Raw genomic sequence first — 24700 nt, 5'->3', positions numbered from 1 at the left:
GACAACGCCGCCTACTGGTCGATCGCGACCACCATGCGTTCGGACAACAAGGCACTTTCGACGGTTCAGGATGCCCTCGGCCTTGGCGCTGCCAAGACCGACACAGCCTATACCGGTCTGAACGCCGCCATCGACGTGGTTTCCGAAATCAAGGCCAAGCTGGTTGCTGCGCGCGAACCGGGCGTCGACAAGACCAAGATCGACAAGGAACTCACCGAACTCAAGAACCAGCTGGTTTCGACTGCTGAATCGGCTTCGTTCTCGGGTGAAAACTGGCTCTACAACGATTCGACGACGGCGATCGGCACCAAGGAAATGGTTGGCTCGTTCACCCGTTCCGCGTCCGGCGCGGTTTCGGTCGGCATCCTCGAATTCGATGCTGCAACCTCTGTCCTGATGGACACAAGCGACGCAGGCAAGGGTGCACTCACCAAGGGCGTCGAAGTTGTCCAGCCTTCCGGCACGACAACGGCAAACGCCACCTACTTCCTGGTGAACGTTTCCTCGACGACAGCTGCTACCGGTTCGGTCATCGAACTGACCTCGTCGACCAGCTCGGAAAACATCGATGGCATGATCAGCGCGGTTGACGCCATGCTGACGGCAATGACGGATTCGGCTGCAACGCTCGGTGCGACCAACAAGCGCATCTCGATGCAGGACGACTTTATGGCCGACCTGATGGACGTTATCGACAAGGGTGTCGGTCGTCTCGTCGACGCCGACATGAACGAGGAATCGACCCGCCTCAAGGCTCTGCAGACACAGCAGCAGCTCGGCATCCAGGCCCTGTCGATCGCCAACTCGGACTCGCAGAACATCCTGTCGCTCTTCCGTTAATCGGACCAGAAACGGCGCGGGCGGGCCATTCCCCCAGACCCTGTCCGCGACCACCAGAAAACCGCATCTCGAAAGAGGTGCGGTTTTATTGTTCCTGCGAACATCCGCCTTTGTCGTGCACGACGTTTTGCTCCACAGCGCGTCCGGCAAACGTTTTTTGGCAATCAGAGGCTGGTCGCCCTCTTCGCCAAGCCTTTGCCGGCATTAGTTTCCGGTGCGCCCCTGTGCTCAGGCGGACATGCCCGGCCCGAGCCATTAAAGGGCGAAACCGCGCAAAGCCGACCAAATCTGTTGATACCACCGACAATATCTGCGACGGGATGCAGGAAGCAGCAGGGACCGCAGGTCGGGGGAAATAATGAATAAGACAACGCATTGGCGCGCACGCCTGCGCTATGAGTTCGACAAGAGCATGGCGGCGGGGCCCATCGCGCTGATCGGCTGGCTCGCCGTGGTGTCGCTGATCGTCATTGTCGCTGCCGGCCTGTTCCTTGCCCTGACGCAGATCGCACCGGAAGGCGGCCAACCGGTCAGCTTCATCGAGGGTGCCTGGGAATCGCTGATGCGGACCATGGACGCCGGCGCCATGGGCGGCGATGTCGGCTGGGGTTTTCGCGGCGTGTCGCTGTTCGTCACCGTCGCCGGCATCTTTGTTTTTTCCGCCCTGATCGGCGTTCTGAGTTCCGGCCTGGAAAGCAAGCTCGACGAGTTGCGCAAGGGCCGCTCGCAGGTTCTCGAAAGCGACCATACGATCATCCTCAACTGGTCGCCCTCGATCTTCGACGTCATTTCCGAGCTCGTCATTGCCAATACCAGCCGAAAGCATCCACGCATCGTCATCATGGCGGCCAAGGACAAGGTGGAGATGGAGGATGAGATCGCCGGCAAAGTCGACGACCTGCGCAACACCCGGATCATCTGCCGCAGCGGCGACCCGACCGATCTCTACGACCTCAACATCGTCAACCCGCAAACTTCCCGTTCGGTGATCGTGCTGTCGCCGGAAGGCGACGATGCCGATTCCCAGGTCATCAAGAGCGTCCTGGCCCTCGTCAACGCCCCGAACCGGCGGCAGAAGCCCTACCAGATCGCTGCCGAAATCCGCGATGGCAGCAATGCCGATGTTGCCCGCATCGTCGGCGGCAAGGAACTGCAGCTGATCCTCGCAGACGATCTGATTGCCCGTATCGTCGTGCATTCGAGCCGCCAGTCAGGCCTGAGTGCCGTCTATTCCGAACTGCTCGATTTCGACGGCTGCGAGATCTACACGATCGATCAGCCCGACATCGTCGGCAAGTCCTTCGCCGCCGCGGTGATGGCCTACGAAAACTCGACGCTCATCGGCGTCTGCAACGAAGAGGGCCTCGTCCAGCTCAACCCAGCCCCGGGCCGCATCTTCGCGGCCGGCGAAAAGGCCATCATCATCGCCGAAGACGATGCGGCCATCAGAGCCGGCAGCGTCGATATCCGCATCGAAAAGGATGCGATCCTTCCGGTCCCGCACCGCGACCCCACGCCGGAGCGCACGTTGATCCTCGGCTGGAACCGGCGCGGCCCGATGATCACTTTCGAACTGTCTCGCTATGTGGCAGCCGGCTCGCTGCTGACGATCGCGGCCGACACGCCGCAGCTGAAGGACGACATCGCAGCCCTGAAGGTTGCCAACGGCAACATGGCCGTCGATTACCGCATCATCGACACCAGCCACCGGGCGTCGCTCGACGCGCTCGACATTCCCGGCTACGACCATGTCCTGGTGCTCGGATACAGCGACCACATGGCAGCCCAGCCGGCCGATACCCGCACGCTGGTGACGCTGCTGCAACTGCGCAAGATTGCCGAATCGGCCGGTCGCCACATCAGCGTCGTCAGCGAAATGACCGATGTGCGTAACCGCGAGCTTGCCGAAGTCACTCGCGCCGACGATTTTGTCGTCAGCAACAAGCTGGTCAGTCTGATGCTGGCGCAGGCCTCGGAAAACGCCCACATGGCGGCGATCTTCGACGAATTGCTGGACGAAGACGGTTCGGAAATCTACATGCGCCCGGTCAGCGACTATATCACCATCGACCAGCCGATTTCCTTCTACACGATCTGCCTGGCCGCCCTGAAGCGGGGCGAAGTCGCGATCGGATACCGGCGCAAGCGGCTCGAGGATGCCGACCCGCGCAATCTCGGCGGCGTCGTCGTCAATCCGTCGAAATCGGAAAAGGTGCTTTATAGCAGCGATGACAGGCTGATCGTGCTCGCCCGGGATTGACCGTCGACGGCAAGGACGGGACAAAGCAATAGCGACCGCTTCTCTTTTGTCGCAGCGACACTACCTTGACCTGACGCAAATTCTTTCGGGAGACGATCATGGACTATCGCCTGCTTGGCCGCTCCGGCCTCAAAGTCTCGACGCTGACCATGGGCACGATGACCATGGGCGGCAAGGGATGGGCGAAAACCGTCGGCGATCTTGGTGTCACCGAGGCAAGCCGGCTGATGGACCTGTGCCTCGATGCCGGCGTCAACCTGATCGATACCGCCGACGTCTATTCGAACGGCGTCTCCGAGGAAATTGTCGGCGAGATGACCGGCGGGGTGCGCAAGAACGGCGTCCTGATCGCCACCAAGGCACGCTTCCCGATGGGCGACGGCCCGAACGATGCCGGCTCCTCCCGCCATCATCTGATCCGGGCCTGCGAAGCCAGCCTGAAACGACTGAAGACGGATGTCATCGACCTCTACCAATTGCACGAATGGGACGGGCTGACGCCGCTCGAGGAGACGATGGAGGCGCTCGACATGCTCGTGCGCCATGGCAAGGTGCGCTATATCGGCTGCTCGAATTTTTCCGGCTGGCACATCATGAAGGCGCTCGGCATCAGTGCCGCCGATCACCGCCAGCGCTTTGTCAGCCAGCAGATCCACTATACGCTGGAAGCCCGCGAGGCCGAATACGAACTGCTGCCGGTTTCGATCGACCAGGGTCTCGGCGTGCTCGTCTGGAGCCCCCTGGCAGGCGGCCTTCTCTCCGGCAAACACCGGCGCGACAAGATGGCCGAAGGCTCCCGGCAGCTTGCCGGCTGGGACGAACCGCCTATTCGCGACGAGGATCGCCTCTGGACCATTGTCGATACGCTTGTGGCGATCGCAAACGAGCGTGGCGTGTCGGCAGCGCAGGTGGCACTCGCCTGGCTGATCGGCCGCAAGGCGGTGACATCGGTCATCATCGGTGGAAGGACGGAAGCGCAGTTCAAGGACAACCTTGGTGCAGCCGAGCTTACGCTGAGCGCCGAAGAGCGCAGCCGGCTCGACACGGTCAGCGCTCCGCCGATCCTCTATCCCTACTGGCACCAGTTGCGCACGGCCAGCGACCGGCTTGGCGAGGCCGACCTCTCGCTGTTGCAACCACACATCCAATAGACAAGCCTCAAGGCTGCACTTGACGACCAGTCCGGGCAAGTCCTTTTGTGCTTGACGGAGCGGCCGGGGATGGTTTTCATCCGCGGCTCCACCGCTGCCGCACCTATTCAAAAGGCCTCTCCATGCCCCCTATCGCCAATCCCGATACGCTCTCGACACAAAGTCGCACGGCGGACCTTGCCTGCGACATGACGCGCTGGCCGAGTGTGACCGGCAGCGATGGCGAGGCTGCGTTTTCCGGCCGACTTTTCGACCTGCTTGCCGCGACGGATTATTTCAAGACTCGCCCCGAACAATTGCTTGTCATCGACAGCCACGGCACACCGGCGCGCCAGAACGTGCTTGCCCTCGCCCGCGGCAAGGGTCGGCGCTGCATCGTGCTGGCAGGCCATTTCGATACGGTCTCGATCGCCAATTACGGCACGCTTTCACCGCTTGCCTGTGATCCCGCGCGCCTGACTGAAGCCTTGATCCGGGAACTCTCGGGCCGAGCCTGCAACGGCGTCGAGGCAAGCGCCCTCGCCGATCTCGAAAGCGGTGATTTTCTCGCCGGGCGCGGTCTGCTCGACATGAAAAGCGGTGTGGCTGCCGGCATCGCGGCGCTGGAGCGGTTCGCAAGCCTGGACGAACCGATCGGCAATATCCTTCTGGTGGCGACGCCGGACGAGGAAAACCGCTCGCGCGGCATGCGCAGCCTGCGCGACGCCCTGCCCGAAATCGCCCGAAAATGGGACCTGGAGATCGTTGGCGGCATCAATCTCGATGCCACCAGCGACGACGGCGACGGGTCCGAAGGCCGCGCCATCTATCTCGGCTCCGTTGGAAAATTCTCGCCCTTTGCCTTCGTGGTCGGGCGTCCCACCCATGCCGGCTATGCCTTCAACGGCGTCAGCGCCCATCTGATCGCCTCCGAGATCATGCGGGCGATCGAGACCAACAGCGCGCTCTGCGACGAGGCCCATGGCGAGGTTTCACCGGCGCCCGTCTGCCTCGAATCCCGGGATGTCCGCCATGGCTATGAAGTGACGACACCCGCCCATGTCTGGATGTCCTTCAACTGGCTGACGCACCGGCGCACGCCGGGTGAACTGCTCGCCGATTTCAAGACGATCGTCGAAACGGCCATGGAAACCGCCCTCGCGCGCCAGAGTGCACACGGCGAGCGCTTCTTTGAGCATCAGGGCAATCCTCGGACTTTATCCTATGCCGGCCGCATCCTGTCCTTTGACGAACTGTGGACCCTGGCGCGGTCGCAAGGTGGACAGGATGCACTCGACCGGATTGCATCGCTCGAGGCCGACCTGTCGAACAGCGACGATCCGCTCGCCACCACACGCAGTCTCGTGGCAGCGCTTGTCACCGAAGCCGGCCTTGAAGGCCCCGCCGTCATTATCGGGTTTAGCAGCCTGCATTATCCGATGGTGCATATCGACAGCCTGGGCGAAGCCGGACGAGCCCTGGAGCGCAACATCCTGTCAGCGGCACAGAGCATTGAAGAGCGGCACAGAACGACGATCCGCACGAAGCAGTTCTTTGCCGGCATTTCCGACATGAGCTTTTTCGGCCACCGGCCAGAGGTTGGAGACGTCGCGCTGCTGGCGCTAAACACGCCGGTGCGCGCATTTGTCGACGAAGCCCCGGACGGGCTTCTCTCCTATCCGGTGGTCAATATCGGCCCGTGGGGCCGCGACTATCACCAGAAGTGGGAGCGGCTACACACAACTTACGCCTTCGACATCCTGCCGGACTTCATTTTCGAAGCGGCAACCCGCTGCCTCGCCGACGGGACAGCCTGACGCGCGACGCGATCTCTTCGCTTGTCGCGCTTTCAGGCCCGAGATTCTGGCCCGAGATTCTGGCATGTCCTTGTCGCGCAAACTGCTGACACGTTTTGCGCGACACGCCATCAGGCCGCAAGCGCCACCATCTCGCTGCGCACCAGGCGGCCGAGCCGCGAGATGCCCTCTTCGATCATGGCGTCGTTGGCGCAGGAGAAGCTGAGCCGCAGCGTGTTGGCGCCGGAGCCGTCGGCGAAGAAGGCACGGCCGGGCACGAAGGCGACCTTTGCCGTCTCCAGCGACTTGGCCAGAAGCGCCGTGCCGTCCATGCCGGTCGGCAGCGTCACCCAGACGAACATGCCGCCCTCCGGCTTGGTCCAGGTCGTACCATCAGGCATATGCGTGGAAAGCGCCGTCAGCATGCTGTCGCGCCGCTGGCTGTAGACCGAGGCAATCTTCGAAACCTGCGCGTCGAAGCCTTTTTCCGCGACATCGCAAATCGCCATCTGGTTGATGGTCGAGGAATGCAGGTCGGCTGCCTGCTTCATCAGCACCAGCTTGCGGATAACCGGTGTCGCACCGACGACGAAGCCGACACGCAGGCCCGGAGCCAGCGTTTTCGAAAAACTGCCGCAATAGATCGTGCGGGTTTCGTCGATGCTGCCCTTGCGGGCGATCTCGAGCGACAGGATCGGCGGCACCGGCTGGCCATCATAGCGCAACGACTGATAGGCCCCATCCTCGATGATCGCGATGTCGAGTTCGTCCGCGAGATCGATGAGCCTGTTGCGATCCTCGAGGCCGACGGTCTCGCCGGTCGGATTGGAAAAATCCGCCGACAGATAGGCGAATTTCACCCGCCCGCCCGCATCGGTCGCCGCCTGGCGATAGGAGGCCGGGGTGCGGTTCCCCGCCGTGGTCAGCTGGTCATAGGTCGGCTCATAGGCATTGAAGGCCTGCAGCGCGCCGAGATAGGTCGGCCAGGTGACCAGCGCCGTATCGTTCGGCGACAGGAAAAGCTTGCCGAGATAATCGAGCGCCTGCTGCGACCCCGAGGTGATCAGGATGTTTTCGGCTTCGCAGGCAATGCCGATCTCCGCCATCTGGCCGACCAGCCACTGGCGCAGCGGCAGATAACCCTCGCTGACCGAATATTGCAGCGCTGCACTGACCGTCGGGCCGCCGAAGATGCCGGCATAGGCGGCCTTGAATTCTTCGGCGGGGAACAGCGCCGGATCTGGAATACCACCGGCAAAGGAGATGATGTCCGGGCGATCCAGAAGTTTCAACAGTTCGCGGATCTCCGACGCCTTCATCCGGCTCGAACGCGTCGCGAATATGCTTTCCCAATCCAGCATGAAATGTTTCCTCGGTTTTTGATTTTATACCGCAACAAGACCACGAGCACGGAATTTAGTCAACAATACTGACCTATTTTTGCAGCAAAATATCGTTTTTTGATGCGGCAAAGGCCGCCTCGTCCGTAGGGTCAGGGGCCGGTCGAAAAGCCCACCCCAATTCACCTCCCGGCACGAAACACGATGCCTCGATCTGTCGAGAGACAACCATCCCGCCGGTGCGGTGTCGTCTGAAGTTTTTTGTGATTTGGGAATACTGCCGCGCGGCGTTATTGTTCTTCTGCAACAAGGAGACTGAAACGATGAAGACGATTTTGGTAATTGCTGCGACCCTGGCCATGACGGCACCGGCCTTCGCTGAGTGCTCCTACATGAAGAACGTGACCGCCCAGACGGACGTGGATGCGTCCATCACCACCGCCAGTGTGGTGGGCGACAAGGGCGCAAAGGGCGACCTCTTGCTTCCAGCAAACAGCGACAGGCTTGCAACAGACACTGTCGCGGCAGAGTAACGCGGCAGGTTTTTCCGAGTCTTTTCGACGGCCCGCTCTTCCTTCAAGAGTGGGCCGTATTCGTGCGACCTGGAGCCGCAGCAGCCTATGCTTCGCCTTTTCCGTAGAAACTGCAGGCGACCAGCAGCGCGATCACGCCGAGAATGACGAGGTCAAAGACGGCGAAGTGATAGAAGATCGTGTCCATAGCAATATCCTCCTGAAGCAGAGGATACCCCAAAAACACCCGTTCTTCAATTTTTTCGGAATAGAAATCGGTAAAACAAGAAAAAGCCGGAGATTTCTCCCCGGCCCCCAGTATTTCGCACACGCAACAATATGATGTTGCTTTGCAGCAAGAAATCAGTTCTTGGCCTTGTCGACCAGCTGGTTCTTGGCGATCCAGGGCATCATGCCGCGCAGCTTGGCGCCGACTTCCTCGATCTGGTGATTGTCGTTCATGCGGCGGATGCCCTTGAAGCGAGCGGCGCCCGAACGGTATTCCTGCATCCAGTCGGAGGTGAACTTGCCGGTCTGGATGTCGTGCAGGACGCGCTTCATTTCAGCCTTGGTTTCGGACGTGATGATGCGCGGACCGGTGACGTATTCGCCCCACTCGGCCGTGTTCGAGATCGAGTAGTTCATGTTGGCGATGCCGCCTTCATAAATCAGGTCGACGATCAGCTTGACCTCGTGCAGGCACTCGAAATAGGCCATCTCGGGCGCATAACCGCCTTCGACCAGCGTCTCGAAACCGGCGCGGATCAGTTCGACCAGACCGCCGCAGAGAACGACCTGTTCGCCGAAGAGGTCGGTTTCGCACTCTTCCTTGAAATTCGTCTCGATGATGCCGGAACGGCCACCGCCGACGCCGCAGGCATAGGACAGTGCGAGATCGAGCGCGTTGCCCGACGCATTCTTGTCAACGGCCACGAGGCAGGGAACGCCGCCGCCCTTCTGATATTCGCCGCGAACCGTGTGGCCGGGACCCTTCGGTGCGATCATGACGACGTCGAGCGTCTCCTTCGGCTCGATCAGGCCGAAATGCACGTTGAGGCCGTGCGCAAAAGCGATGGCGGCGCCGTCACGGATGTGCGGTGCGATCTCGCCCTTGTAGATGTCGGCCTGGAGTTCGTCCGGGGTCGCCATCATCAGCAGGTCGCCCCACTTGGCGGCTTCGGCAACGGTCATGACCTTGAAGCCATCGGCTTCGGCCTTCTTGATCGTCGCGGAACCGGCCTTCAGCGCGATGACCACGTTGGAAGCACCAGAATCCTTCAGGTTCAGCGCATGGGCGCGGCCCTGGGAGCCGTAGCCGACGATGACCACGTTCTTCGACTTGATGAGGTTCAGATCGGCATCACGATCGTAATAGACGCGCATTGTAATTTCCTTCCCGTTGTTTGGTCCGTTTGATTTCCGGCAGCCCCTCAAGGCTTGACCGTGTCTTTCTTCGAGCCGCAGAGCAGAAGAAAGGCATCCACTGCCCGCTCCGCCCTTAAGCTGAAACTTTGTTTTGCCCGGCTCATGTCTTCGCCGAGCAGCATGCGCAGGTGCAGATCGGAGACGACCAGCCCGTAGAGCGTGCCATAAGCCTCCTCGCCATCGTCAAACTGCAGCAACCGGACGCGGCGTCCGGCGTCCAACAGGGCACCGGCCCGTTTGCCGATCTGGCGGCGACCGTGCTCCTGCAGCATCTGCCCGAGCTTCGAGCCGTCGCGGCTCGCTTGCCCGATTGCCAGACGGTTGAGCGCCAGCGAGACGTCACCGGCCAGAACATCCAGCAGATCACGCGCAAACACCACCAGATGGGCCCGCAGGCTCTCGTTTGTCAGCCGTTCCGAGCCTTCATCGAAGGTGCGTACTTTGCTGGCCTGAAAACCGATCATTGCCGACAGAATGCCGTCACGATCGCCAAACCATTTGTAGAGGCTCTCTTTCGAGCAATTGGCGGCCCGCGCCACGCCCGCCGTCGTCAGCGCCTTTTCGCCACCATCGACCAGCAGGCGCAGCGCGCTGTCCAGAACGGCGTTCTGGCGCGGCGAAAACTCCGGCTGGGAGAGGTGACTGGCAAGCAAAATTTCAAACTCCACTTAAGTACCGTACGGTACGGTTCTGCTTATGGCGTAAAGATTCTGCAGGGTCAAGATGCAGCTGCAGAAAAATCAGGCAAATTCCTATGCCATGCGTCCAAAAGTGCCTTCCTCACGCGAACGGCAGGACGATCGCTTCGCGGGCCGCATCCACCCGAAAATGTGTCGCTCTTTCCGCAGCAACCGCGCATTTGCCCGATGACGAGGACGCGCTCCTTCGGCTATAGAGAGCAGGTTCGTTTCTCCGGGGAGGTTTCATGCTCAGGCGTGCCGCAATTGTTCTTCTGTCTGCCACCATGGCGCTATCCACAGCACCCGCCTTTGCGCAGTCATCCGAAGAGGTCTCTGCCCGCATCGAACAGTTGCATGGCGACGCGCCGGGGTTCGACGAGGCCTTCAAGCTGGTGACGGAAGCGATGAAATTCGGCGACCCGGTGACGATCTCGGACCTTGGAAACTATCCGCTGACCGTCAACGCCAATGGCGAGACCTATGACATCCTGGCGGCCAAGGACTTGCTCGACAATTACGACACGCTCGTCATGCAGGAGACCCAGACCGCCGTGTCCGAACAGCGCTTTGGCGACCTGATCGTCAACAGCGACGGCGTCGGCTTCGCCAACGGCGCGCTTTGGATGGCCGGCATATGCGACACTGACGATTGCTCGAAGACTCACTGGGCGATCATCAGCATCAACAATTGAGAGATAACTCCAGACCAGCGGGGGAGACAGCCATGAGACACCGGACAACGACGCTCCTGCTTGCGCTTGCGCTCAGTGCAGCCCCTGCCCTTGCCGCGGAAACGCGCTGCGGCTGGCTGCAGAACCCGACACCGGGCAATTGGTGGCTGGTGGACAATAAGGGCATGTGGATAATGCGCTCGCAGGGCGACGAGGATGGACCGCCCGGCATGGACCTTATCCCCGACATATCCGAGCGAGACTATGTCGCCACCAATGGCAATTACGGTTACGCCTGCGCCTGCATGTCGGTCGAAACCGACAGTGCGGAGGCAAAGATCACCGAAATCCTCTCCTTCCGACAGCTCAGCCTGTCGCAATGCGAGAACGATGCGGCGCTGCCGACAGCCGAGTAATCCACTTCACTCGGCATATTCCACCGGAACGCCCAGGCCGCTTTTCAGCACCTCCATAGAGATCGATGCAGAGACGTCGAACAGTTCGACCTTGCGGACGATCTGCTTGTAGACGACGTCATAATGCTCGACGCGCGGCAGAACGACTTTCAGGATATAGTCGTAATTGCCGGTCAGCCGGTGCGCCTCGACAATTTCGGGAATGTCGCTGATCGCCTTGCGGAAGGCTTCGATCCAGTCGTCGGCGTGATGCGCCGTCTTGATCAGCGCAAACACCGTCGTCGGCACCCCCATGCGGGCGCGGTCGAGAACGGCGATCCGGCGTGCGACATAACCGGTCTCCTCCAGCCGCTGGATGCGCCGCGAGCAGGCCGAGACAGACAGATGCACTTTTTCCGCGAGATCCCCGACCGAAAGGCTCGAATCCTCCTGCAGCAAAGCAAGAAGCCGCCTGTCCCGTTCATCCAGCACGCCACACTCCCATCGCAGAAACCGTCCCAAACGCGAAAATTACGCGCATTTATAAGTTTATGCGCGAACAATACGCGTCAAACATCCAAAAGTCACCTGAGAAAGACGAGACTTTTCGGCCGCCTGCCCCCATAATTTGCGCATCGAACAGGAACTGGAGACGGGACATGCGCAAGATTGGCCTTATCGGCGGAATGAGCTTTGAAAGTTCGGCGGTCTATTACCGGATGATCAACGAGGCCGTTCGACAGCGTCTCGGCGGGCTGCATTCCGCGGAAGTCATGCTGCATTCGGTCGATTTCCAGACCATCGTCGACCTGCAGAAAGCCGGCCGCTGGGACGATGCGGCACAGCGCCTTTCGGACGTCGCGCGCGGGCTGGAAAAGGCGGGTGCCGATTGCGTTTTGATCTGCACCAACACCATGCACCTGATCGCCGACGCCGTGCAGGCATCGATCACTGTTCCCCTTATCAATATCATCGACGAGACCGCACAGGGCCTGAAAGCCGCCGGCATCCGGCGCCCGCTTCTGCTGGCCACGCGCTACACGATGGAACACGGTTTTTACGGCGACCGAATGTCCGGCCATGGCATCGAGATGATGGTTCCTGATGCTGCCGGCCGTACGCTGGTGCATGACATCATTTTCAGCGAACTTTGCGCCGGCAAGATCCTGCCGGCCTCGCGCGAAGCCCTGATGCGCGTCATCGACGACGCAAAGGCCAGAGGTGCGGATGCCGTCATTCTCGGCTGCACGGAAATCTGCCTCATCCTCGACCCCAAGGCTCTGCCCCTGCCCGGCTTTGATTCGACTGCGCTGCACGCCGCGACCGCCGTTGAATTCGCGCTTGCCGAGACAACAGACCAATCGAAGAGCGCTGCGTGATCAAGTGAATATTAGTTGACTTAGTCAACCAATTGGCGGACAAAGCCCCGGAATGAGGGCCTTGCCGATGACCACGCCTGCAGATCCAAAAAGCGATCTTGCGACAATCGAAGCCGTTCGCAGCTTCAACCGTTTCTACACCAACCAGCTCGGCCTGATCGGCCGGGCGTTTCTCGACAGTCCCTATTCCCTGACAGAAGCCCGCATCCTGTTCGAGCTCAACGCCCGACCAGCCCCGGTCGCCCGGCAGATCGCCGAGGATCTGCAGCTCGACACCGCCTATCTCAGCCGCACGCTGAAAGCATTTCGCGAAAAAGGCCTGCTGACGACGCAACCGGACCCGGCCGACAAGCGGAGCCAGACCATTGCCCTGACACCGAAAGGCCGGGCCGAGGCGGCCGACCTTGCCGACCGCTCCCGCCGGCAGGTCGCACAACAACTGCTTGGACTTTCCGCCGACCAGCGGCAGACGATGGAATCAGCCATGGCAACCCTTGCGACGCTGCTTGCGCCATCGGAGGCCGTGACACCGGTCTACGCGATCCGCGCCCACCAGCCCGGCGATATCGGCTGGGTCATTCACCGTCAGATGAGGCTCTATGCTGCGGAATACGGCTGGAACAGTGGATATGAGGCGCTGATCGCCCGCATCACGAGCGATTTCCTGGCGGCATTCAATCCTGGCCGCGAATATTGCTGGATCGCCGAAAAGGACGGCACCATCGCCGGATCGGTGTTCCTGGTCGATGGCGGTGACAATGTCGCCAAGCTGCGCCTGCTCTATGTCGAGCCTTTTGCGCGCGGTCTTGGCATCGGCAAGGCGCTGGTCCGCGCCTGCATAGGCTTTGCCCGGGAAGCCGGTTACACCAGTTTGACCTTGTGGACAAACGACATCCTCGTCACCGCGCGCCGGCTCTACGAGGCCGAAGGTTTCGTCCTTGTCGCGGAAGAACCGCATCACAGTTTCGGCATGGACCTCAACGGCCAGACATGGCAGCGCGACCTCTGAGAGGCACCCCTGTCCGCGCTCGGATCAGACCGGCGGGCGCGGCGACAAAACACCGCCCAGCCAGTCCGTTTCACGCAAACCCGTGGCGGCAAACGGATCGATCAGCGTCCCCGCAACGATGGAGGCCAGCAGTCGCTGCACCGGTGGCACTTTGGCGACGGTCGACACCAACCGGTCTCGGATCCACGCGATGGCATGCGAATCCGATTGATAAAACGGCGTGAAGGCCAGCGACAGCAACTGGAACAGGACGACATGGTTGCGCCGCGCCAGCCCATAGGCCCGCAGCGCCGATGCGAGGTCCGGCGCAGCAGACAGCGCATGCGACAGCGCCGCCGCATCGTGAAGCGCCATATTGGCGCCCTGGCCGAGTTGCGGACTGGTGGAATGGGCGCTGTCACCGATGAAGGCGATTGCACCGGAAAACGGCGGCCGCGCCGTGCGATGTGCGTAGCGCGCCAGCGTCAACTGGTCCCAATCGCGGATCTGGTCGAGAAACGGTGCGCAGTCCGGCCAATAGCTCCGGATCACCGCCTTCCAGCGCTCGAGCCCGGCGGCCTTCACCGCCTCGGCATCGGCAACCTTGAGGCTCCAGAAAAACGCCACACGCTCCGGTGTGTCAGCGGTTACCCGGCCCGCCGGAAGCACACCGATCATCACCTTGGCCCGGTCATAGCGCTGCGAAAGCGCACCACGGTCATAAACCGCGTCGCCGCCGTCCAGCGTCGCCCAGAAGGCACCATAGGCAAGATCCCGCACCTTTGGCGCCACGGCCGATCCCCCGATCAGCGATGACCGGGCGCCGCTCGCATCGACAACGAGGTCATACGCCCCGACCGCTTCGCCCGTATCGCTGATCAGCACCGCGCGTGTGCCCTGCGGCGCAGCGCGCGCAAGCGAGATACCGGTGCGGATCGGGATCCCGGCTGCCCTCACGGCGTCATGCAGCGTATTGAACAGGGCGGCGCGCTGCACGGCAAGACCATATCGCCCGCCGGGCGCCGCGTCATAGCGGACATCGAGCACCGTTCGACCGCTGAGCGCATCCGCGCCATGCAGCCGGTCGATGCGGCTGCCGAGCCCGCGGACTTTATCAAACAGGCCGAGCGCATGAAGCACGGTCAGGCCGGTCGGCTGCATCAGAAGCCCGGAGCCGACCGGTGCCGGTTGGTCGTAGCGCTCGAGAATTTCGACCTGGTGCCCGGAGCGCGCCAGAAACAGCGCGGTCGCAAGACCTGCCGGCCCGGCGCCTGCAATGCCGATCTGCAAGGCCTTCATTCGTCAAACATCTCTGGCATCATAGACGTCGCGGGCGGCACGAATGGCGCCGTGGTTTTCGCTGGACCAGTCGACCAGCTGCTTGACGAGGCTCAAAAATGACTGGCCAAGGACGGTCAGCCGGTAATCGACGCTCGGCGGCTGGGTTGGAAAGACCGTCCGGTCGATATAGCCGTCCCGCTGCAGATCGCGCAGCGTCTGCGTCAGCATGCGTTGTGAAATATCGGGGATGAGCCGCCTAAGCGCGGAAAAGCGCATCGGCCCGTCCGCCAGAGCAAGGATCATCAGCGTGTTCCACTTGCCGCCAATGTTTTCAATGACGTCGCGCACGGGGCAATCGGACCTGGAAAACACCCGTCCCATCACGACGATGACCTGTTCGCCATCCACCTTGCCAGCAATCTTGTTCACGGGGCTCGGTTCCCTCCAGGTAACTTCCGCAGAAAATACTGCCTCCTTTACAAACATCCGGAGATGACGAAATAAGAGCAGGTCTCATTTAGGAACCATATCTCGAACACGACCAGGAAACAACACTCCTCGTCGTTCGAAAACCAGAGGAAATTCGCGATGTCCGACACCCTTCTCGTCACCGGCGCAACCGGCCAGCTCGGCCGCCTCGTGCTCGACAAACTCCTGGCATCCGGTACGAAACCTGCGCGCATCATCGCCATCAGCCGCGATACCGCCAAGCTCGCCGACTATGCTGCGAAGGGCGTCGTCACCCGCCAGGCAGACTTTGACGACGCAGCCTCGCTCGATGCTGCCTTTGCCGGCGCCGACAGGATCCTGATCATTTCCACGGATGCTCTCGACGCGCCCGGCAAGCGCTTGCGCCAGCATCTGGCCGCCGTCGCCGCCGCCAAGAAGGCCGGCACCAGGCATATTCTCTATACCTCGATGCCGAACCCTGAAACCTCGGTCATCCCGTTTGCGCCCGACCATCTCGGCACCGAGAATGCCATCAAGGCAACCGGCATTCCCTACACGATCCTGCGCAACGGCTGGTACATGGAGAACCTGTTCCTGTCGTTGCCGCATGCGCTGTCGACCGGACAGTGGTTCACCAGTGCCGGTGCAGGTTCGCTCGCCCATATTGCCCGCGCCGACCTTGCTGCCGCAGCCGCAGCAGCGCTCATCGCCGCATCCGGCGAAAGCAAGACATACACGCTGACCGGGGCGAAGGCCTATACGACGGAAGACATCGCAGCCCTCGTCACGGAAATGACCGGCAAGCCGCTGCAAGTCATCCAGATCACCGACGAACAGCTTGCGGGCGGGCTTCAGGCGGCTGGAATCCCAGGCTTCATGATCCCGGTCATCGTCTCTTTCGACGCCAATACCCGCGAAGGCCATATCAGCATGGTCACGGAAGATGCCGCGACGCTGTCCGGCAAGCCGCTGACCACCCTCTCCAGCTTCCTCGAAGCCAACGCAGCAGCGCTGGCAGGTTGAACCGGCTCCCCGGGAAAGCCCCGGCAACAGTCCGGGAAACGGAAAGGGCTCCGCATCGTCTGCGGAGCCCATTAATGATGACGGTCTGTTCTTCAGATATCCTGGCCGCAGGCCCGGCAAAAGCGGCGAACGGTCTCCGCCATGCCGTATTCCAACGCATCCGCCGTCAGCCCGTGGCCGATCGAGACCTCCGCAAGGGCCGGAATGCGCGCAGCAAGTGCCGGCAGGTTGGCAACCGTCAGGTCGTGCCCGGCATTGACCTCGAGACCCAGTCCGATGGCAATATCGGCCGTCTGGCCGAGCAATTCGCAGATCCGCGCCGCTTTTTCAGGATCGTCGTAGCAGCCGCCATAGGGCCCGGTATAGAGTTCGATGCGGTCGGCGCCGGTTTCCCGGGCGATCCGCAGAGCCTCTTCATCCGGATCACCATCGGCAAACAGCGAGACCCGGAAGCCCTTCTTCTTCAGCCGTCCGACGACATCGCCCAGCACGTTATGGTTCTTTCGGAAATCCCAGCCATGGTCGGACGTCGCCTGCTCAGGATCGTCAGGCACCAGTGTTACCTGCTCGGGCTGATGGGCTTCGACCAGGTCGATGAAGCCCGGATCGGGAAAGCCCTCCATGTTGAACTCGGTCGAGGGAAAAAAATCGTCGATCAGGTCGCGGATTGGCTGCAGGTCGGAAAAGCGGACATGCCGCTGATCGGGTCGCGGATGAACTGTCAGCCCGCTGGCGCCGGCCTCGAGCGCGATACGCCCGAGATCGATGACGGACGGCCACGGCAGATCGCGCCGATTGCGCAGCATCGCGATTGCATTGAGATTCACGGAGAGTTTTGCAGGCATTTCAGGACTTTCCAAGGAAACAACGACAGGTGCCGCACCCTTTCTAGCGGTTCGCCGAAAGGCCCGCAATCAATGCACGGGGCGAGCCTCGAGAAATCGACGAAAAGCCCTGTTCAAATATCTCCTGTAATACTCAAGTTTAGCAGGATGAACACCTGACAAGCAGCCAAAAATCCGCTTTAATGCCGACTCGAACCACTGGACCTCTTATACGATGTTGAGCACCTGCCGGATTTGCCAAAACGAGCAGATCAAACGAAAGTATGAACGGCAGTGTCATTTGATTCCGATGATTAAACGTTTTTTCAAGTGTTCCCTATTTCCAACATCTGACCGATCCCTGGGTTGAAATTATGCAACAGAACCGAAATGCTGTCGCAATGGACGCGTGCATTGAAGATGCGATACTGCCGCGCCCGAGGGAGCGGGTACAGTCTTGGCTCGGCCGGTTGAATGGGAATCAGCCAGCACAAACAGGCAGGAAATTCTGATCATGTTACAGGCCGAAAGACCCTGCGACCAGACGATCCGAAGCTTGCAGGCGCGCATCATTTCCAGCGCGATTTTTGCACGCTCCGAGCGGCTGCGCACCTTTTTCAGCTATGTCGTCACCGAAGAGGTGGCGGGTGCGGGACACCAGTTGAAGGGCTATACGATTGGCATAGATGTCTTTGGACGTCCCCACGCCTTCAATGCGGACAGCGATCCGCTTGTGCGGGTGCATGCCGGTAAGCTGCGCAAGCTGCTTGATGCCTATTATGCTGCTGAAGGTGCCGACGACGAATGGAAGATCGTCATTCCGAAAGGCACCTATATTCCCGAATACCATCGCCTGAAGGCCACCCCGATCAGCACGCCGGAAACCGTGCCGGCTGCAGCACCACAAAAGCAGGCAATACAGGCGGCGCATCCGTCAAAAAAACGCAACGGGAAATCGGCTGCCTGGCTGCCGGCACCCCTCTCCTCGCCACTTGCCCTTCTGTCCGTCCTGCCCCTTCTGCTGCTGGCGCCGCTCGCATCCCACGGCACAACGGGCAACATCGAAGCAAATGCCAAGCTGATCGCCATCCTGCCAGCAGCGGAAGGCGTGTCCTATGATTTGCCGAGCCTCGCCGTTAACGCGACCTGGCCTGCAGCCGACAAGGTAAAGGATTTTGCCGACGCGGTTCGGGCCGCATCCGCAAACTACAGCACCATCACGACCACCCGGAACTCGGCCAAGCGCATGCCGGAGAAGCGCGCATTCTCGCCCCTTTCGTTCACCATGGAAATCTCCCGACAGGAGACGCCAGCCGGACTGGTCGTCGTCCTGCTCAACGACAGCACCGGCGAAAAACTCAGCACCGATGTCATCGCAGATGCACGCGTTGCGCATAAGGCAGACGTTCTTTTCGAAAGCCTTTCACTGGTCGCCCGCATCCTGTCCGTTCGCGGCGATATCTTTCGTTTCGCCGAAGCGAGGAACATCCAGAGCACGCTGATGGACTGCATGGTGAGCACCGATTCCTATCGGCGGATCCAGACGAAGGAGACATTCCGGGTGGCCAATGACTGCCAGGAACGGTTGTCGGCGTCCCACAGGAAATCCCTCAACTTCGTTATCAGCGCCAGTGCGCTACCCGGCACTCTCGACCGATGAAGGCAAAAGCCGCCGCAAAGATATGAGAAATCACCGTAGAAACTCATATTTTTCGACAAAAAGGCTGAAAAATAGCGGATTTTATCCCTAACATTACGGACTATCCAATTTTCCTCCGCCCGTATACCGTGAAGCTGTAAGTCGGGAGATCGGCCTGGTTGCTCATCAGGCAAGCACAGGGTTCAGCGTATCCGTTTTGCGGACAGACGTGCATTTTCGGGGGGCAGGCAGGATTCTGGAAGTGTTCAGAATAAACCGTCGCGACGGCGCGCTTTGCTGCCTGAGGTCGGAGATCGGTTTCCAAACGACGGATGCAGGCATACTGCAATCAGGGGCGATGGAAACATGCAGGACAAAATGACGACGGCCTATCTGCACCGGCAAACCACAGGCGGGTTTCTGCCATACCTGCCCTTGCCAGGTACGATCGCCACGCAACAGGTTGCCATTGCCGACATGGCCGACGCCTTCGGCGTCACGCACCGCACCTTGCACTTCTACGAGGAAAAAGGTCTGCTCTCGGCCAAGCGCGTCGGGCCGATGCGGGTCTACGACATCGACGACATCCGCCGCATGACCGTGATCAACGCCTGTCGGGAAATCGACATGCCGATTGCGATGATCCAGGAATTGATGGACAGCCTGTCCGGCACCGCGGATCAGTCCGAGGCAGACCAATTGTTCGAAACGGCGTTGCAGGCGCGCAAGCGCGAACTGGCCGCCCAGCAGTCGATCCTGCGTCGGCAGATGCAGCGCATCAGCGAACTGCTCGAATCGGCGGCCCAGCGCGATGGCGAAAGCACCGGCAAAGCGCTCCACATCCATCTTTCGCCGATCGAGATCAAATGTCTTGGCTTTATGGCCGAGGGCTATCCGGGGCACCGCATCGCGGCGCTGATGGACATGGACCTCACGGCCGTTCTGACGCTCGAATCCGACATCATCCGCAAGTTCAACGGCCACAATCGGTTCCAGGCGGTCGCCAAGGCTGTCCTTCTCGGACATGTGGCTACGGATTGAGCGATCGGCCGGGCTAGCGGACGATCGTCAGTGTCTCGGCCGCCCGCGTAATCGCCGTGTAGAGCCAGCGCTCGCGCGTGTCGCGAAACGCCCAGCTTTCATCGAACAACACGACATTGTTCCACTGCGACCCTTGCGCCTTGTGCACGGTCAGGGCGTAGCCGTAGTCGAATTCATCATAGCGCTTGCGCGTCGACCAGGGAATTTCCCCCTCGACATTCTCGAAGGCGGACTTGAGCAGCTTGATCTTGGCCGCCCCCCGGTCCATGTCGTCGTCCTCCGGGCGGATCATCAGGTTGATGCCCGGTTTCACCGTCTCCTTGGACGATGTCATCACCTGCCAGAGCGAGCCGTTGAGCAGGCCCTTGGCCGGATCGTTGCGCAGGCAGACCAGCTTGTCGCCCGACTGCGGATACTCTGTCGCAAAACCTTTCAGTTCGCGCAGGCGCGTATTGTAGCGGCGGCGTGTCTTGTTGGTGCCGACCAGAACCTGATCGGCATCGAGCACGAGGCTTTGGGTTACCTCGTTCTTGGAGATCACCTGCGCCGTGCCCCAATCGCCATGCATGATCTCCTTGCCTTCGCGCACATGCATGGCAAGCTGGATGATGGGGTTGTCGCGGGCCTGCCGGTGAATATCGGTCAGCAGGTAGTCCGGCTCCTCATTGGTGAAATAGCCACCACCTGTCACCGGCGGCAACTGTCCGGGATCGCCGAGCACGAGGATCGGCGTGCCAAAACTCATCAGATCCTTGCCGAGCGCCTCGTCGACCATCGAGCATTCGTCGACGACGATCAGCGCCGCCTTGGCAACCGGGCTTTGCCGGTTGATCGAAAACATCGGCGATACCGAGGTCTTGCCGGTTTCCTCGTCGGAAATCTCTTCCTCGCCGCGCGGCCTGTAAATCAGCGAATGGATGGTTCGCGCATTCTTCGCGCCTTTTGAGCGCAAAACCTGTGCCGCCTTGCCGGTGAAGGCTGCAAACAGCACCTCGCCTTCGACATGTTCGGCAAAATGCCGCGCCAGCGTCGTCTTGCCGGTGCCTGCATAACCGAAAAGCCGGAACAGCGGCGAACGACCTTCCTTCAGCCAGCGCGAAACGGCCTTGAGGGCCTCGTCCTGTTGCGGTGCAAATTCCATCTGCGATCTATTGCCCGATTCGCCAGCCGCTGTCGCTGCCCCGGTCGCTCCGGCCGTCTGCTACGCACTGTATTGTGGAAACCCGACACACGCCGCCCGCCCCCGCACAACGGATCATGCACAACGATCCGGCTTTGGACATTCAGCGCAAAACTGTGAAAAAGCACCACAGGTCGTACATATCCCCGCTATCGCCGGCGTGTTAGCACTGCTGCGAAAAGACGAGCCGAAACGACCGAAAGAAGACGCGTGACATCCGATCCCGCCGACATGCCGCCGCCTCCGCTTGCATCCGGCATCGGCCGATGGCCACCCGTCCTGCAATGGGCAGCGCTTTTGGTCCTGTCGCTCGGCCTCTCGGCCCTGCTCGAACTGTCAGGCCTGCCGGCAGCACTTTTGATGGGGCCGATGGTTGCGGCGGCAATCGTCGGCATCAATGGCGGTACCATTCGCCTGCCCCGCCCGCTCTATCTCTGCGCCCAGGCCCTGATCGGCATGATGGTTGCGGGTGCGATCGATGGCGGCATTGTCTCGACCTTTCTCGACAACTGGCCGTTGTTTCTCGGCATCGTGTTCTCCGTCATCGCGATGAGCACGCTGTCCGGCTTCACGCTCAGCCGCCTGAACATCCTGCCAGGCACCACGGCCATCTGGGGCACTTCTGCCGGTGCGGCAAGCGCGATGGTGGTGATGGCGGATGCCTTCGGGGCAGACACGCGGCTCGTCGCCTTCATGCAGTATCTGCGTGTTCTCTGCGTCGCGGCCGCGGCATCGATCGTCGCCCATCTCTGGGTGGACGGTGATGCCGCAACACCGGCCATTGTCTGGTTCGGCGCAATCGATACCGTCGCTTTTGCAAAAACGCTGGCGGTAGCCGCCGTCGGTGCGGTCGCTGGACGGTTGCTGCGTATCCCGGCGGGCATCTTCCTCGTGCCCTTCATCGCCGGCACTGTCCTGAGCACCACGGGCCATCTGGCCATCGAACTGCCGGAATGGCTGCTGGCGCTCGGTTATGCCATGCTCGGCTGGAACATCGGCCTCGGTTTTACGCGGCCGATCCTCGCGCATGCCCGGCGCGCGCTGCTGCCGATCCTGCTGTCCATCGCCTTTCTCATGGGCTTTTGCGGATGTCTGGCGTACCTGCTGACACGCTTTGCCGGCATCGACGCGCTCACCGCCTACCTGGCCACCAGCCCAGGCGGCATGGATTCGATCGCCATCATCGCCGCCTCCAGCAATGTCGACGTCTCCTTCGTCATGGCGCTGCAAACGGCGCGGCTGCTGATGATCATGGCCTTCGGCCCGGCGCTTGCCCGCTTCGTGGCGCACAAGGCAGGCGGTCGCGAACGCCGCCCGTAGCGCTGCAGAGACGGTCGACGCAGACGCTGTCGCGTCAGCGCCCCGGTGCATTTTCCAGGCGAATGGGCGCGCCGTGCGGCGTTGCCTCTGCCGCCTCTTGCCAGCGCTGCGTCAACTGGTCGAGATCGGCCCTGGAGGTGATCGACAGCTCCGTGACCAGACGCGACAGGGCCGCAACCCAGCAATCATAATAGTCACTGGCATCCGCGCGGCGTCCCGGCCCGTAGAGTTCCTGCGACAGCACCTCCGCCCATTCGCTCCAGGAGAACACGCCCTTTTCATGGAGCTGCACCGTCATGGCGAAGGCTTCCGCCTGCCAGGGCTCGGCAAAGGCAGGATCGCCTTCGCGGGATTTCGGCAGTCCCGGCGAAAGGACAAGCGGCGAGATTGCGTCAGGTGTGGTCAAGATAGCTCTCCCAGGCATCGATAGAGACAGTCAGCGACGGATCGGCACCCTCGCCCCAGATTTCGGCAGCGTCGAACACGACGGTATAGAGCCATTGCGGATTTTCGCCTTTGCCATGGGCATTGTCATCCGGAAACACGAAACTGCCCTGCACCGCCTCGACCGTGCCGATCCGGGCACGGGCATAACGCGGCAGGCGGGTATGGGTCTGCGGGTTGAAGTTTTTCGTGCGCACCCGCTCACCCACACGGAAGGCTGCCGGCGCAGCCAGCGGCCGGTCGCAGGGGCCGCCCGCGGCCAGAACCGCAGGCACCATCTCCGCCTTCAGCACCCGTTTCGGCGCAGCGCCCTGTTCCAGCCACTGCCCGGTCTCGCGTTCTGCGGCCGAAACGAACCCGTGCCGTGCCAGAAGTGTCTCCAGCGCCCGTATCCAGATTTCGTAGTAGCTCGCCGAAAGATAGGTGGCCGGCGCAACATTCTCGCGGGCATGACGGCTCTCGTCGATCGTCCAGGCACCGAAGGCGCCGCAGGAGAGCGTTATGCCCAGCGCCCGCTTTTCCCATTCGGCGTGGAACAGCGGCTCGTCCGTTTCCGGCGCCACCGGCCCCAGCCCATGCTGGCCGCCGAGATCATGCGGGCCGTTCATCGGACATCCCCCGACGACGATACCAGCCCTGTCCCGATCATCGCGTCCCGCGTCACCAGATCGGCCAATCGTTCAGCATCCAGATGCTCGGTGCCGGACGGCCGCTCGGGGATGACGAGATAGCGCAATTCGGCCGTGGAATCCCAGACCCGAATTTTTATGCTCTCCGGCAGCGTCACGCCGAATTCCGCCAGAACGCCACGCGGATCGATCACGGCGCGAGCCCTGTACGGCGGCGCTTTGTACCAGACCGGCGGCAGGCCGAGCACGGCCCAGGGATAACAGGAGCAGAGCGTGCAGACGATCAGATTGTGCGTCTCCGGCGTATTGAAGACGGCGCGCATGTGTTCGCCCTGCCGTCCCGTATAACCGAGACTGGCGATCGCGGCGGTCGCATCGCGTGTCAGCCATTCGGCGAAATCCGGCTCCGTCCAGGCCTTGGCGACGACCCGCGCCCCGTTGCGCGGTCCGATCTTCGTCTCGTAAGTTTCGACAATCGCGTCGATCGCCGCCGGATCGATCAGACCCTTCTGCGTCAGCACGGTCTCGAGCGCTTTCACCCGCGCCTGCATCTCCGAAAAATGATTGTCATGGTCATCATGATGATGGTGGTGATCGTCGTGCTGCATGGTGTCCTCTTGGACCGTTAGGAAGCGGGTTGTGTCTGCTGTTGCGCTGCGGGCAGGCTTTGGCCGATGTCGCCCTCCAGCAGTTTCTGGAACGGTCGCGGCTCCAGTTTCCCGGGTTGCTCGAACGGGTTGGAAAAGGCGAAGATGAAAAACAGGATGACGCCGGAATAGGCGCCGAAGATTGACAGCAGGAATATATGGGTGCGCGTCGGGCGGTAGACGTAGAACGGGATCGCCAGAAGTGCCAGGCCGATCAGGGCCGGCGCCCAGAACAATCCGCTGAACCCGCCAATCGCCGTCTGCTCGCGGATCTGCCGGAAACGGGCGATCTCGGTGACGCGATTGCGCATGCGCTCGACCAGATAGCGTTCCCGATCCGTCGCAGGTGTGAGGTCGAGCAGCCGCTCGTAGACACCGTCCCATTCCGCCCATGCCTTGGATGACAGTCCTTGCCGGTGACCAAGCATAGTCCACTCCTCGCCGACGACGAGCACGAGGTAACGCGCAAGTCCTTCCTGGACAGGCACAACCCGCACCCCGCCAAATCGCTTGGCATCGTTGTAGACATCAGCAATGGCGACCGATTCCTCCATCAGGTTTTTGCGTATATCCTGGTAGTCATTGAGTTCCTGCGCATAGACAAGTGCGAGAATGAGGCCATGCAGGGCAGCGATGCGCACGGCGATCGTGCTGGCGGCCTCATGCGTCCTGTCGCCCTCGGCGCCGGGCCCAAGCAGCTTGCGTGAAAGCGCGTATGAGCTGAAGACGATCGCCAGCGCACCGGTGGCGAACAGAAGTCCCATGATGATCGATATGACGAAGCCCGGCATCTTGCACCCAAACCA

At 61.3% G+C, this 24700-nt stretch carries 25 protein-coding genes; 13 read left to right on the top strand and 12 right to left on the bottom strand.

Going from position 1 to position 24700, the window contains the following annotated elements; genetic code table 11:
* The 4 genes from AX760_RS14295 to AX760_RS14280 all read left to right on the top strand — a co-directional run.
* Positions 1–840, top strand: an 840-nt coding sequence (locus AX760_RS14295) for a flagellin (protein WP_071833594.1), incomplete at its 5' end; no start/stop codon positions are given.
* Between the two features lie 358 nt (positions 841–1198).
* Entirely contained in the window at positions 1199–3100 is a 1902-nt protein-coding gene (locus AX760_RS14290) for a CASTOR/POLLUX-related putative ion channel (protein ID WP_071833593.1), read from the top strand.
* A gap of 98 nt (positions 3101–3198) precedes the next feature.
* On the top strand, positions 3199–4251 hold the full coding sequence (locus AX760_RS14285; RefSeq protein WP_071833592.1) for an aldo/keto reductase: 1053 nt from the start codon (positions 3199–3201) through the stop codon (positions 4249–4251).
* A gap of 122 nt (positions 4252–4373) precedes the next feature.
* Positions 4374–6047: a M20/M25/M40 family metallo-hydrolase gene (locus tag AX760_RS14280; protein ID WP_245295026.1), complete on the top strand. Its 1674-nt coding sequence runs from the start codon at positions 4374–4376 to the stop codon at positions 6045–6047.
* A gap of 110 nt (positions 6048–6157) precedes the next feature.
* Here the strand turns inward: AX760_RS14280 and AX760_RS14275 are convergent, their stop codons facing one another.
* On the bottom strand, positions 6158–7387 hold the full coding sequence (locus tag AX760_RS14275) for an aminotransferase-like domain-containing protein (RefSeq protein WP_071833591.1): 1230 nt from the start codon (positions 7385–7387) through the stop codon (positions 6158–6160).
* Between the two features lie 302 nt (positions 7388–7689).
* Here AX760_RS14275 and AX760_RS14270 point away from each other — a divergent pair, with 302 nt between their 5' ends.
* On the top strand, positions 7690–7899 hold the full coding sequence (locus AX760_RS14270; protein WP_139276171.1) for a hypothetical protein: 210 nt from the start codon (positions 7690–7692) through the stop codon (positions 7897–7899).
* A 342-nt stretch (positions 7900–8241) separates the two neighbouring features.
* Here AX760_RS14270 and ilvC read toward each other — a convergent pair whose 3' ends face one another.
* Together ilvC and AX760_RS14260 are read right to left on the bottom strand one after the other, a co-directional pair.
* A complete protein-coding gene (gene ilvC / locus AX760_RS14265) occupies positions 8242–9261 on the bottom strand; it encodes a ketol-acid reductoisomerase (protein ID WP_071833589.1) in 1020 nt (339 codons plus the stop codon).
* Between the two features lie 47 nt (positions 9262–9308).
* The gene (locus tag AX760_RS14260) at positions 9309–9959 is read right to left on the bottom strand and encodes a TetR/AcrR family transcriptional regulator (protein WP_083531193.1); all 651 of its coding nucleotides are present in this window, start codon (positions 9957–9959) and stop codon (positions 9309–9311) included.
* Positions 9960–10228: 269 nt separating this feature from the next.
* On the opposite strand from AX760_RS14260, the gene AX760_RS14255 reads away from it, so the two are divergent.
* Both AX760_RS14255 and AX760_RS14250 read left to right on the top strand, forming a co-directional pair.
* Positions 10229–10675 carry a hypothetical protein gene (locus AX760_RS14255; protein WP_071833587.1) on the top strand — a complete coding sequence of 149 codons (447 nt, stop codon included), beginning with the start codon at positions 10229–10231 and terminating at the stop codon, positions 10673–10675.
* Positions 10676–10707: 32 nt separating this feature from the next.
* The gene (locus AX760_RS14250; protein WP_071833586.1) at positions 10708–11070 is read left to right on the top strand and encodes a DUF4087 domain-containing protein; all 363 of its coding nucleotides are present in this window, start codon (positions 10708–10710) and stop codon (positions 11068–11070) included.
* Between the two features lie 6 nt (positions 11071–11076).
* Here the strand turns inward: AX760_RS14250 and AX760_RS14245 are convergent, their stop codons facing one another.
* The gene (locus AX760_RS14245) at positions 11077–11541 is read right to left on the bottom strand and encodes an Lrp/AsnC family transcriptional regulator (RefSeq protein WP_071833585.1); all 465 of its coding nucleotides are present in this window, start codon (positions 11539–11541) and stop codon (positions 11077–11079) included.
* Between the two features lie 167 nt (positions 11542–11708).
* Between AX760_RS14245 and AX760_RS14240 the strand changes: the two genes are divergently transcribed.
* Both AX760_RS14240 and AX760_RS14235 read left to right on the top strand, forming a co-directional pair.
* The gene (locus tag AX760_RS14240; RefSeq protein ID WP_071833584.1) at positions 11709–12428 is read left to right on the top strand and encodes an aspartate/glutamate racemase family protein; all 720 of its coding nucleotides are present in this window, start codon (positions 11709–11711) and stop codon (positions 12426–12428) included.
* A gap of 67 nt (positions 12429–12495) precedes the next feature.
* Positions 12496–13437 (top strand): bifunctional helix-turn-helix transcriptional regulator/GNAT family N-acetyltransferase, encoded by a 942-nt coding sequence (locus tag AX760_RS14235; RefSeq protein ID WP_071833599.1) that lies wholly within the window; start codon positions 12496–12498, stop codon positions 13435–13437.
* Between the two features lie 24 nt (positions 13438–13461).
* Here AX760_RS14235 and AX760_RS14230 read toward each other — a convergent pair whose 3' ends face one another.
* Together AX760_RS14230 and AX760_RS14225 are read right to left on the bottom strand one after the other, a co-directional pair.
* A complete protein-coding gene (locus AX760_RS14230; protein WP_071833583.1) occupies positions 13462–14715 on the bottom strand; it encodes an FAD-dependent oxidoreductase in 1254 nt (417 codons plus the stop codon).
* A gap of 3 nt (positions 14716–14718) precedes the next feature.
* Complete coding sequence (locus AX760_RS14225; protein WP_425348856.1) at positions 14719–15078, bottom strand: winged helix-turn-helix transcriptional regulator; 360 nt, start codon at positions 15076–15078, stop codon at positions 14719–14721.
* 207 nt (positions 15079–15285) lie between these two features.
* On the opposite strand from AX760_RS14225, the gene AX760_RS14220 reads away from it, so the two are divergent.
* Positions 15286–16170 (top strand): SDR family oxidoreductase, encoded by an 885-nt coding sequence (locus tag AX760_RS14220; protein WP_071833581.1) that lies wholly within the window; start codon positions 15286–15288, stop codon positions 16168–16170.
* A 92-nt stretch (positions 16171–16262) separates the two neighbouring features.
* Here the strand turns inward: AX760_RS14220 and AX760_RS14215 are convergent, their stop codons facing one another.
* Positions 16263–17015 carry a pyridoxine 5'-phosphate synthase gene (locus AX760_RS14215; protein ID WP_071833580.1) on the bottom strand — a complete coding sequence of 251 codons (753 nt, stop codon included), beginning with the start codon at positions 17013–17015 and terminating at the stop codon, positions 16263–16265.
* Positions 17016–17508: 493 nt separating this feature from the next.
* Between AX760_RS14215 and AX760_RS14210 the strand changes: the two genes are divergently transcribed.
* Positions 17509–18654, top strand: coding sequence for a hypothetical protein (locus tag AX760_RS14210; RefSeq protein WP_071833579.1), 1146 nt, complete (start codon positions 17509–17511; stop codon positions 18652–18654).
* A 345-nt stretch (positions 18655–18999) separates the two neighbouring features.
* Positions 19000–19674: a MerR family transcriptional regulator gene (locus AX760_RS14205; RefSeq protein ID WP_071833578.1), complete on the top strand. Its 675-nt coding sequence runs from the start codon at positions 19000–19002 to the stop codon at positions 19672–19674.
* Between the two features lie 13 nt (positions 19675–19687).
* On the opposite strand, the gene AX760_RS14200 is transcribed toward AX760_RS14205, so the two are convergent.
* Positions 19688–20815: an ATP-dependent DNA helicase gene (locus tag AX760_RS14200; protein ID WP_071833577.1), complete on the bottom strand. Its 1128-nt coding sequence runs from the start codon at positions 20813–20815 to the stop codon at positions 19688–19690.
* A 249-nt stretch (positions 20816–21064) separates the two neighbouring features.
* Here AX760_RS14200 and AX760_RS14195 point away from each other — a divergent pair, with 249 nt between their 5' ends.
* Positions 21065–22174 (top strand): AbrB family transcriptional regulator, encoded by a 1110-nt coding sequence (locus AX760_RS14195; protein ID WP_425348853.1) that lies wholly within the window; start codon positions 21065–21067, stop codon positions 22172–22174.
* A gap of 34 nt (positions 22175–22208) precedes the next feature.
* Here AX760_RS14195 and AX760_RS14190 read toward each other — a convergent pair whose 3' ends face one another.
* From AX760_RS14190 to AX760_RS14175, 4 genes are read right to left on the bottom strand one after another with little or no spacing between them, the layout of a single operon-like run.
* Entirely contained in the window at positions 22209–22598 is a 390-nt protein-coding gene (locus AX760_RS14190) for a nitrile hydratase accessory protein (protein ID WP_071833597.1), read from the bottom strand.
* Positions 22567–23226 carry a nitrile hydratase subunit beta gene (gene nthB, locus AX760_RS14185; RefSeq protein ID WP_071833576.1) on the bottom strand — a complete coding sequence of 220 codons (660 nt, stop codon included), beginning with the start codon at positions 23224–23226 and terminating at the stop codon, positions 22567–22569. The genes AX760_RS14190 and nthB overlap by 32 nt, the downstream gene beginning before the upstream one ends.
* Positions 23223–23855 (bottom strand): nitrile hydratase subunit alpha, encoded by a 633-nt coding sequence (nthA, locus tag AX760_RS14180; RefSeq protein ID WP_071833575.1) that lies wholly within the window; start codon positions 23853–23855, stop codon positions 23223–23225. Before nthA ends, nthB begins: the two co-directional genes overlap by 4 nt.
* 17 nt (positions 23856–23872) lie before the next feature.
* A complete protein-coding gene (locus tag AX760_RS14175) occupies positions 23873–24685 on the bottom strand; it encodes a bestrophin-like domain (RefSeq protein ID WP_071833574.1) in 813 nt (270 codons plus the stop codon).
* Between the last annotated feature and the right edge of the window lie 15 nt (positions 24686–24700).

This window comes from Pararhizobium antarcticum, from assembly GCF_001885585.1.
Taxonomy (GTDB): domain Bacteria; phylum Pseudomonadota; class Alphaproteobacteria; order Rhizobiales; family Rhizobiaceae; genus Pararhizobium; species Pararhizobium antarcticum.
This window is presented reverse-complemented; position numbering and strand designations above follow the sequence as displayed.

What these genes read in the sequence shown, in the direction of transcription:
- AX760_RS14290 (WP_071833593.1), top strand. Translation starts at nt 1,199, where the DNA reads ATGAATAAGACAACGCATTGGCGCGCACGCCTGCGCTATGAGTTCGAC.
- AX760_RS14285 (WP_071833592.1), top strand. Translation starts at nt 3,199, where the DNA reads ATGGACTATCGCCTGCTTGGCCGCTCCGGCCTCAAAGTCTCGACGCTG.
- AX760_RS14280 (WP_245295026.1), top strand. Translation starts at nt 4,374, where the DNA reads ATGCCCCCTATCGCCAATCCCGATACGCTCTCGACACAAAGTCGCACG.
- AX760_RS14275 (WP_071833591.1), bottom strand. Translation starts at nt 7,387, where the DNA reads ATGCTGGATTGGGAAAGCATATTCGCGACGCGTTCGAGCCGGATGAAG.
- AX760_RS14270 (WP_139276171.1), top strand. Translation starts at nt 7,690, where the DNA reads ATGAAGACGATTTTGGTAATTGCTGCGACCCTGGCCATGACGGCACCG.
- ilvC (WP_071833589.1), bottom strand. Translation starts at nt 9,261, where the DNA reads ATGCGCGTCTATTACGATCGTGATGCCGATCTGAACCTCATCAAGTCG.
- AX760_RS14255 (WP_071833587.1), top strand. Translation starts at nt 10,229, where the DNA reads ATGCTCAGGCGTGCCGCAATTGTTCTTCTGTCTGCCACCATGGCGCTA.
- AX760_RS14250 (WP_071833586.1), top strand. Translation starts at nt 10,708, where the DNA reads ATGAGACACCGGACAACGACGCTCCTGCTTGCGCTTGCGCTCAGTGCA.
- AX760_RS14240 (WP_071833584.1), top strand. Translation starts at nt 11,709, where the DNA reads ATGCGCAAGATTGGCCTTATCGGCGGAATGAGCTTTGAAAGTTCGGCG.
- AX760_RS14235 (WP_071833599.1), top strand. Translation starts at nt 12,496, where the DNA reads ATGACCACGCCTGCAGATCCAAAAAGCGATCTTGCGACAATCGAAGCC.
- AX760_RS14230 (WP_071833583.1), bottom strand. Translation starts at nt 14,715, where the DNA reads ATGAAGGCCTTGCAGATCGGCATTGCAGGCGCCGGGCCGGCAGGTCTT.
- AX760_RS14225 (WP_425348856.1), bottom strand. Translation starts at nt 15,078, where the DNA reads ATGGGACGGGTGTTTTCCAGGTCCGATTGCCCCGTGCGCGACGTCATT.
- AX760_RS14220 (WP_071833581.1), top strand. Translation starts at nt 15,286, where the DNA reads ATGTCCGACACCCTTCTCGTCACCGGCGCAACCGGCCAGCTCGGCCGC.
- AX760_RS14215 (WP_071833580.1), bottom strand. Translation starts at nt 17,015, where the DNA reads ATGCCTGCAAAACTCTCCGTGAATCTCAATGCAATCGCGATGCTGCGC.
- AX760_RS14210 (WP_071833579.1), top strand. Translation starts at nt 17,509, where the DNA reads ATGTTACAGGCCGAAAGACCCTGCGACCAGACGATCCGAAGCTTGCAG.
- AX760_RS14205 (WP_071833578.1), top strand. Translation starts at nt 19,000, where the DNA reads ATGCAGGACAAAATGACGACGGCCTATCTGCACCGGCAAACCACAGGC.
- AX760_RS14200 (WP_071833577.1), bottom strand. Translation starts at nt 20,815, where the DNA reads ATGGAATTTGCACCGCAACAGGACGAGGCCCTCAAGGCCGTTTCGCGC.
- AX760_RS14190 (WP_071833597.1), bottom strand. Translation starts at nt 22,598, where the DNA reads ATGCCTGGGAGAGCTATCTTGACCACACCTGACGCAATCTCGCCGCTT.
- nthB (WP_071833576.1), bottom strand. Translation starts at nt 23,226, where the DNA reads ATGAACGGCCCGCATGATCTCGGCGGCCAGCATGGGCTGGGGCCGGTG.
- nthA (WP_071833575.1), bottom strand. Translation starts at nt 23,855, where the DNA reads ATGCAGCACGACGATCACCACCATCATCATGATGACCATGACAATCAT.
- AX760_RS14175 (WP_071833574.1), bottom strand. Translation starts at nt 24,685, where the DNA reads ATGCCGGGCTTCGTCATATCGATCATCATGGGACTTCTGTTCGCCACC.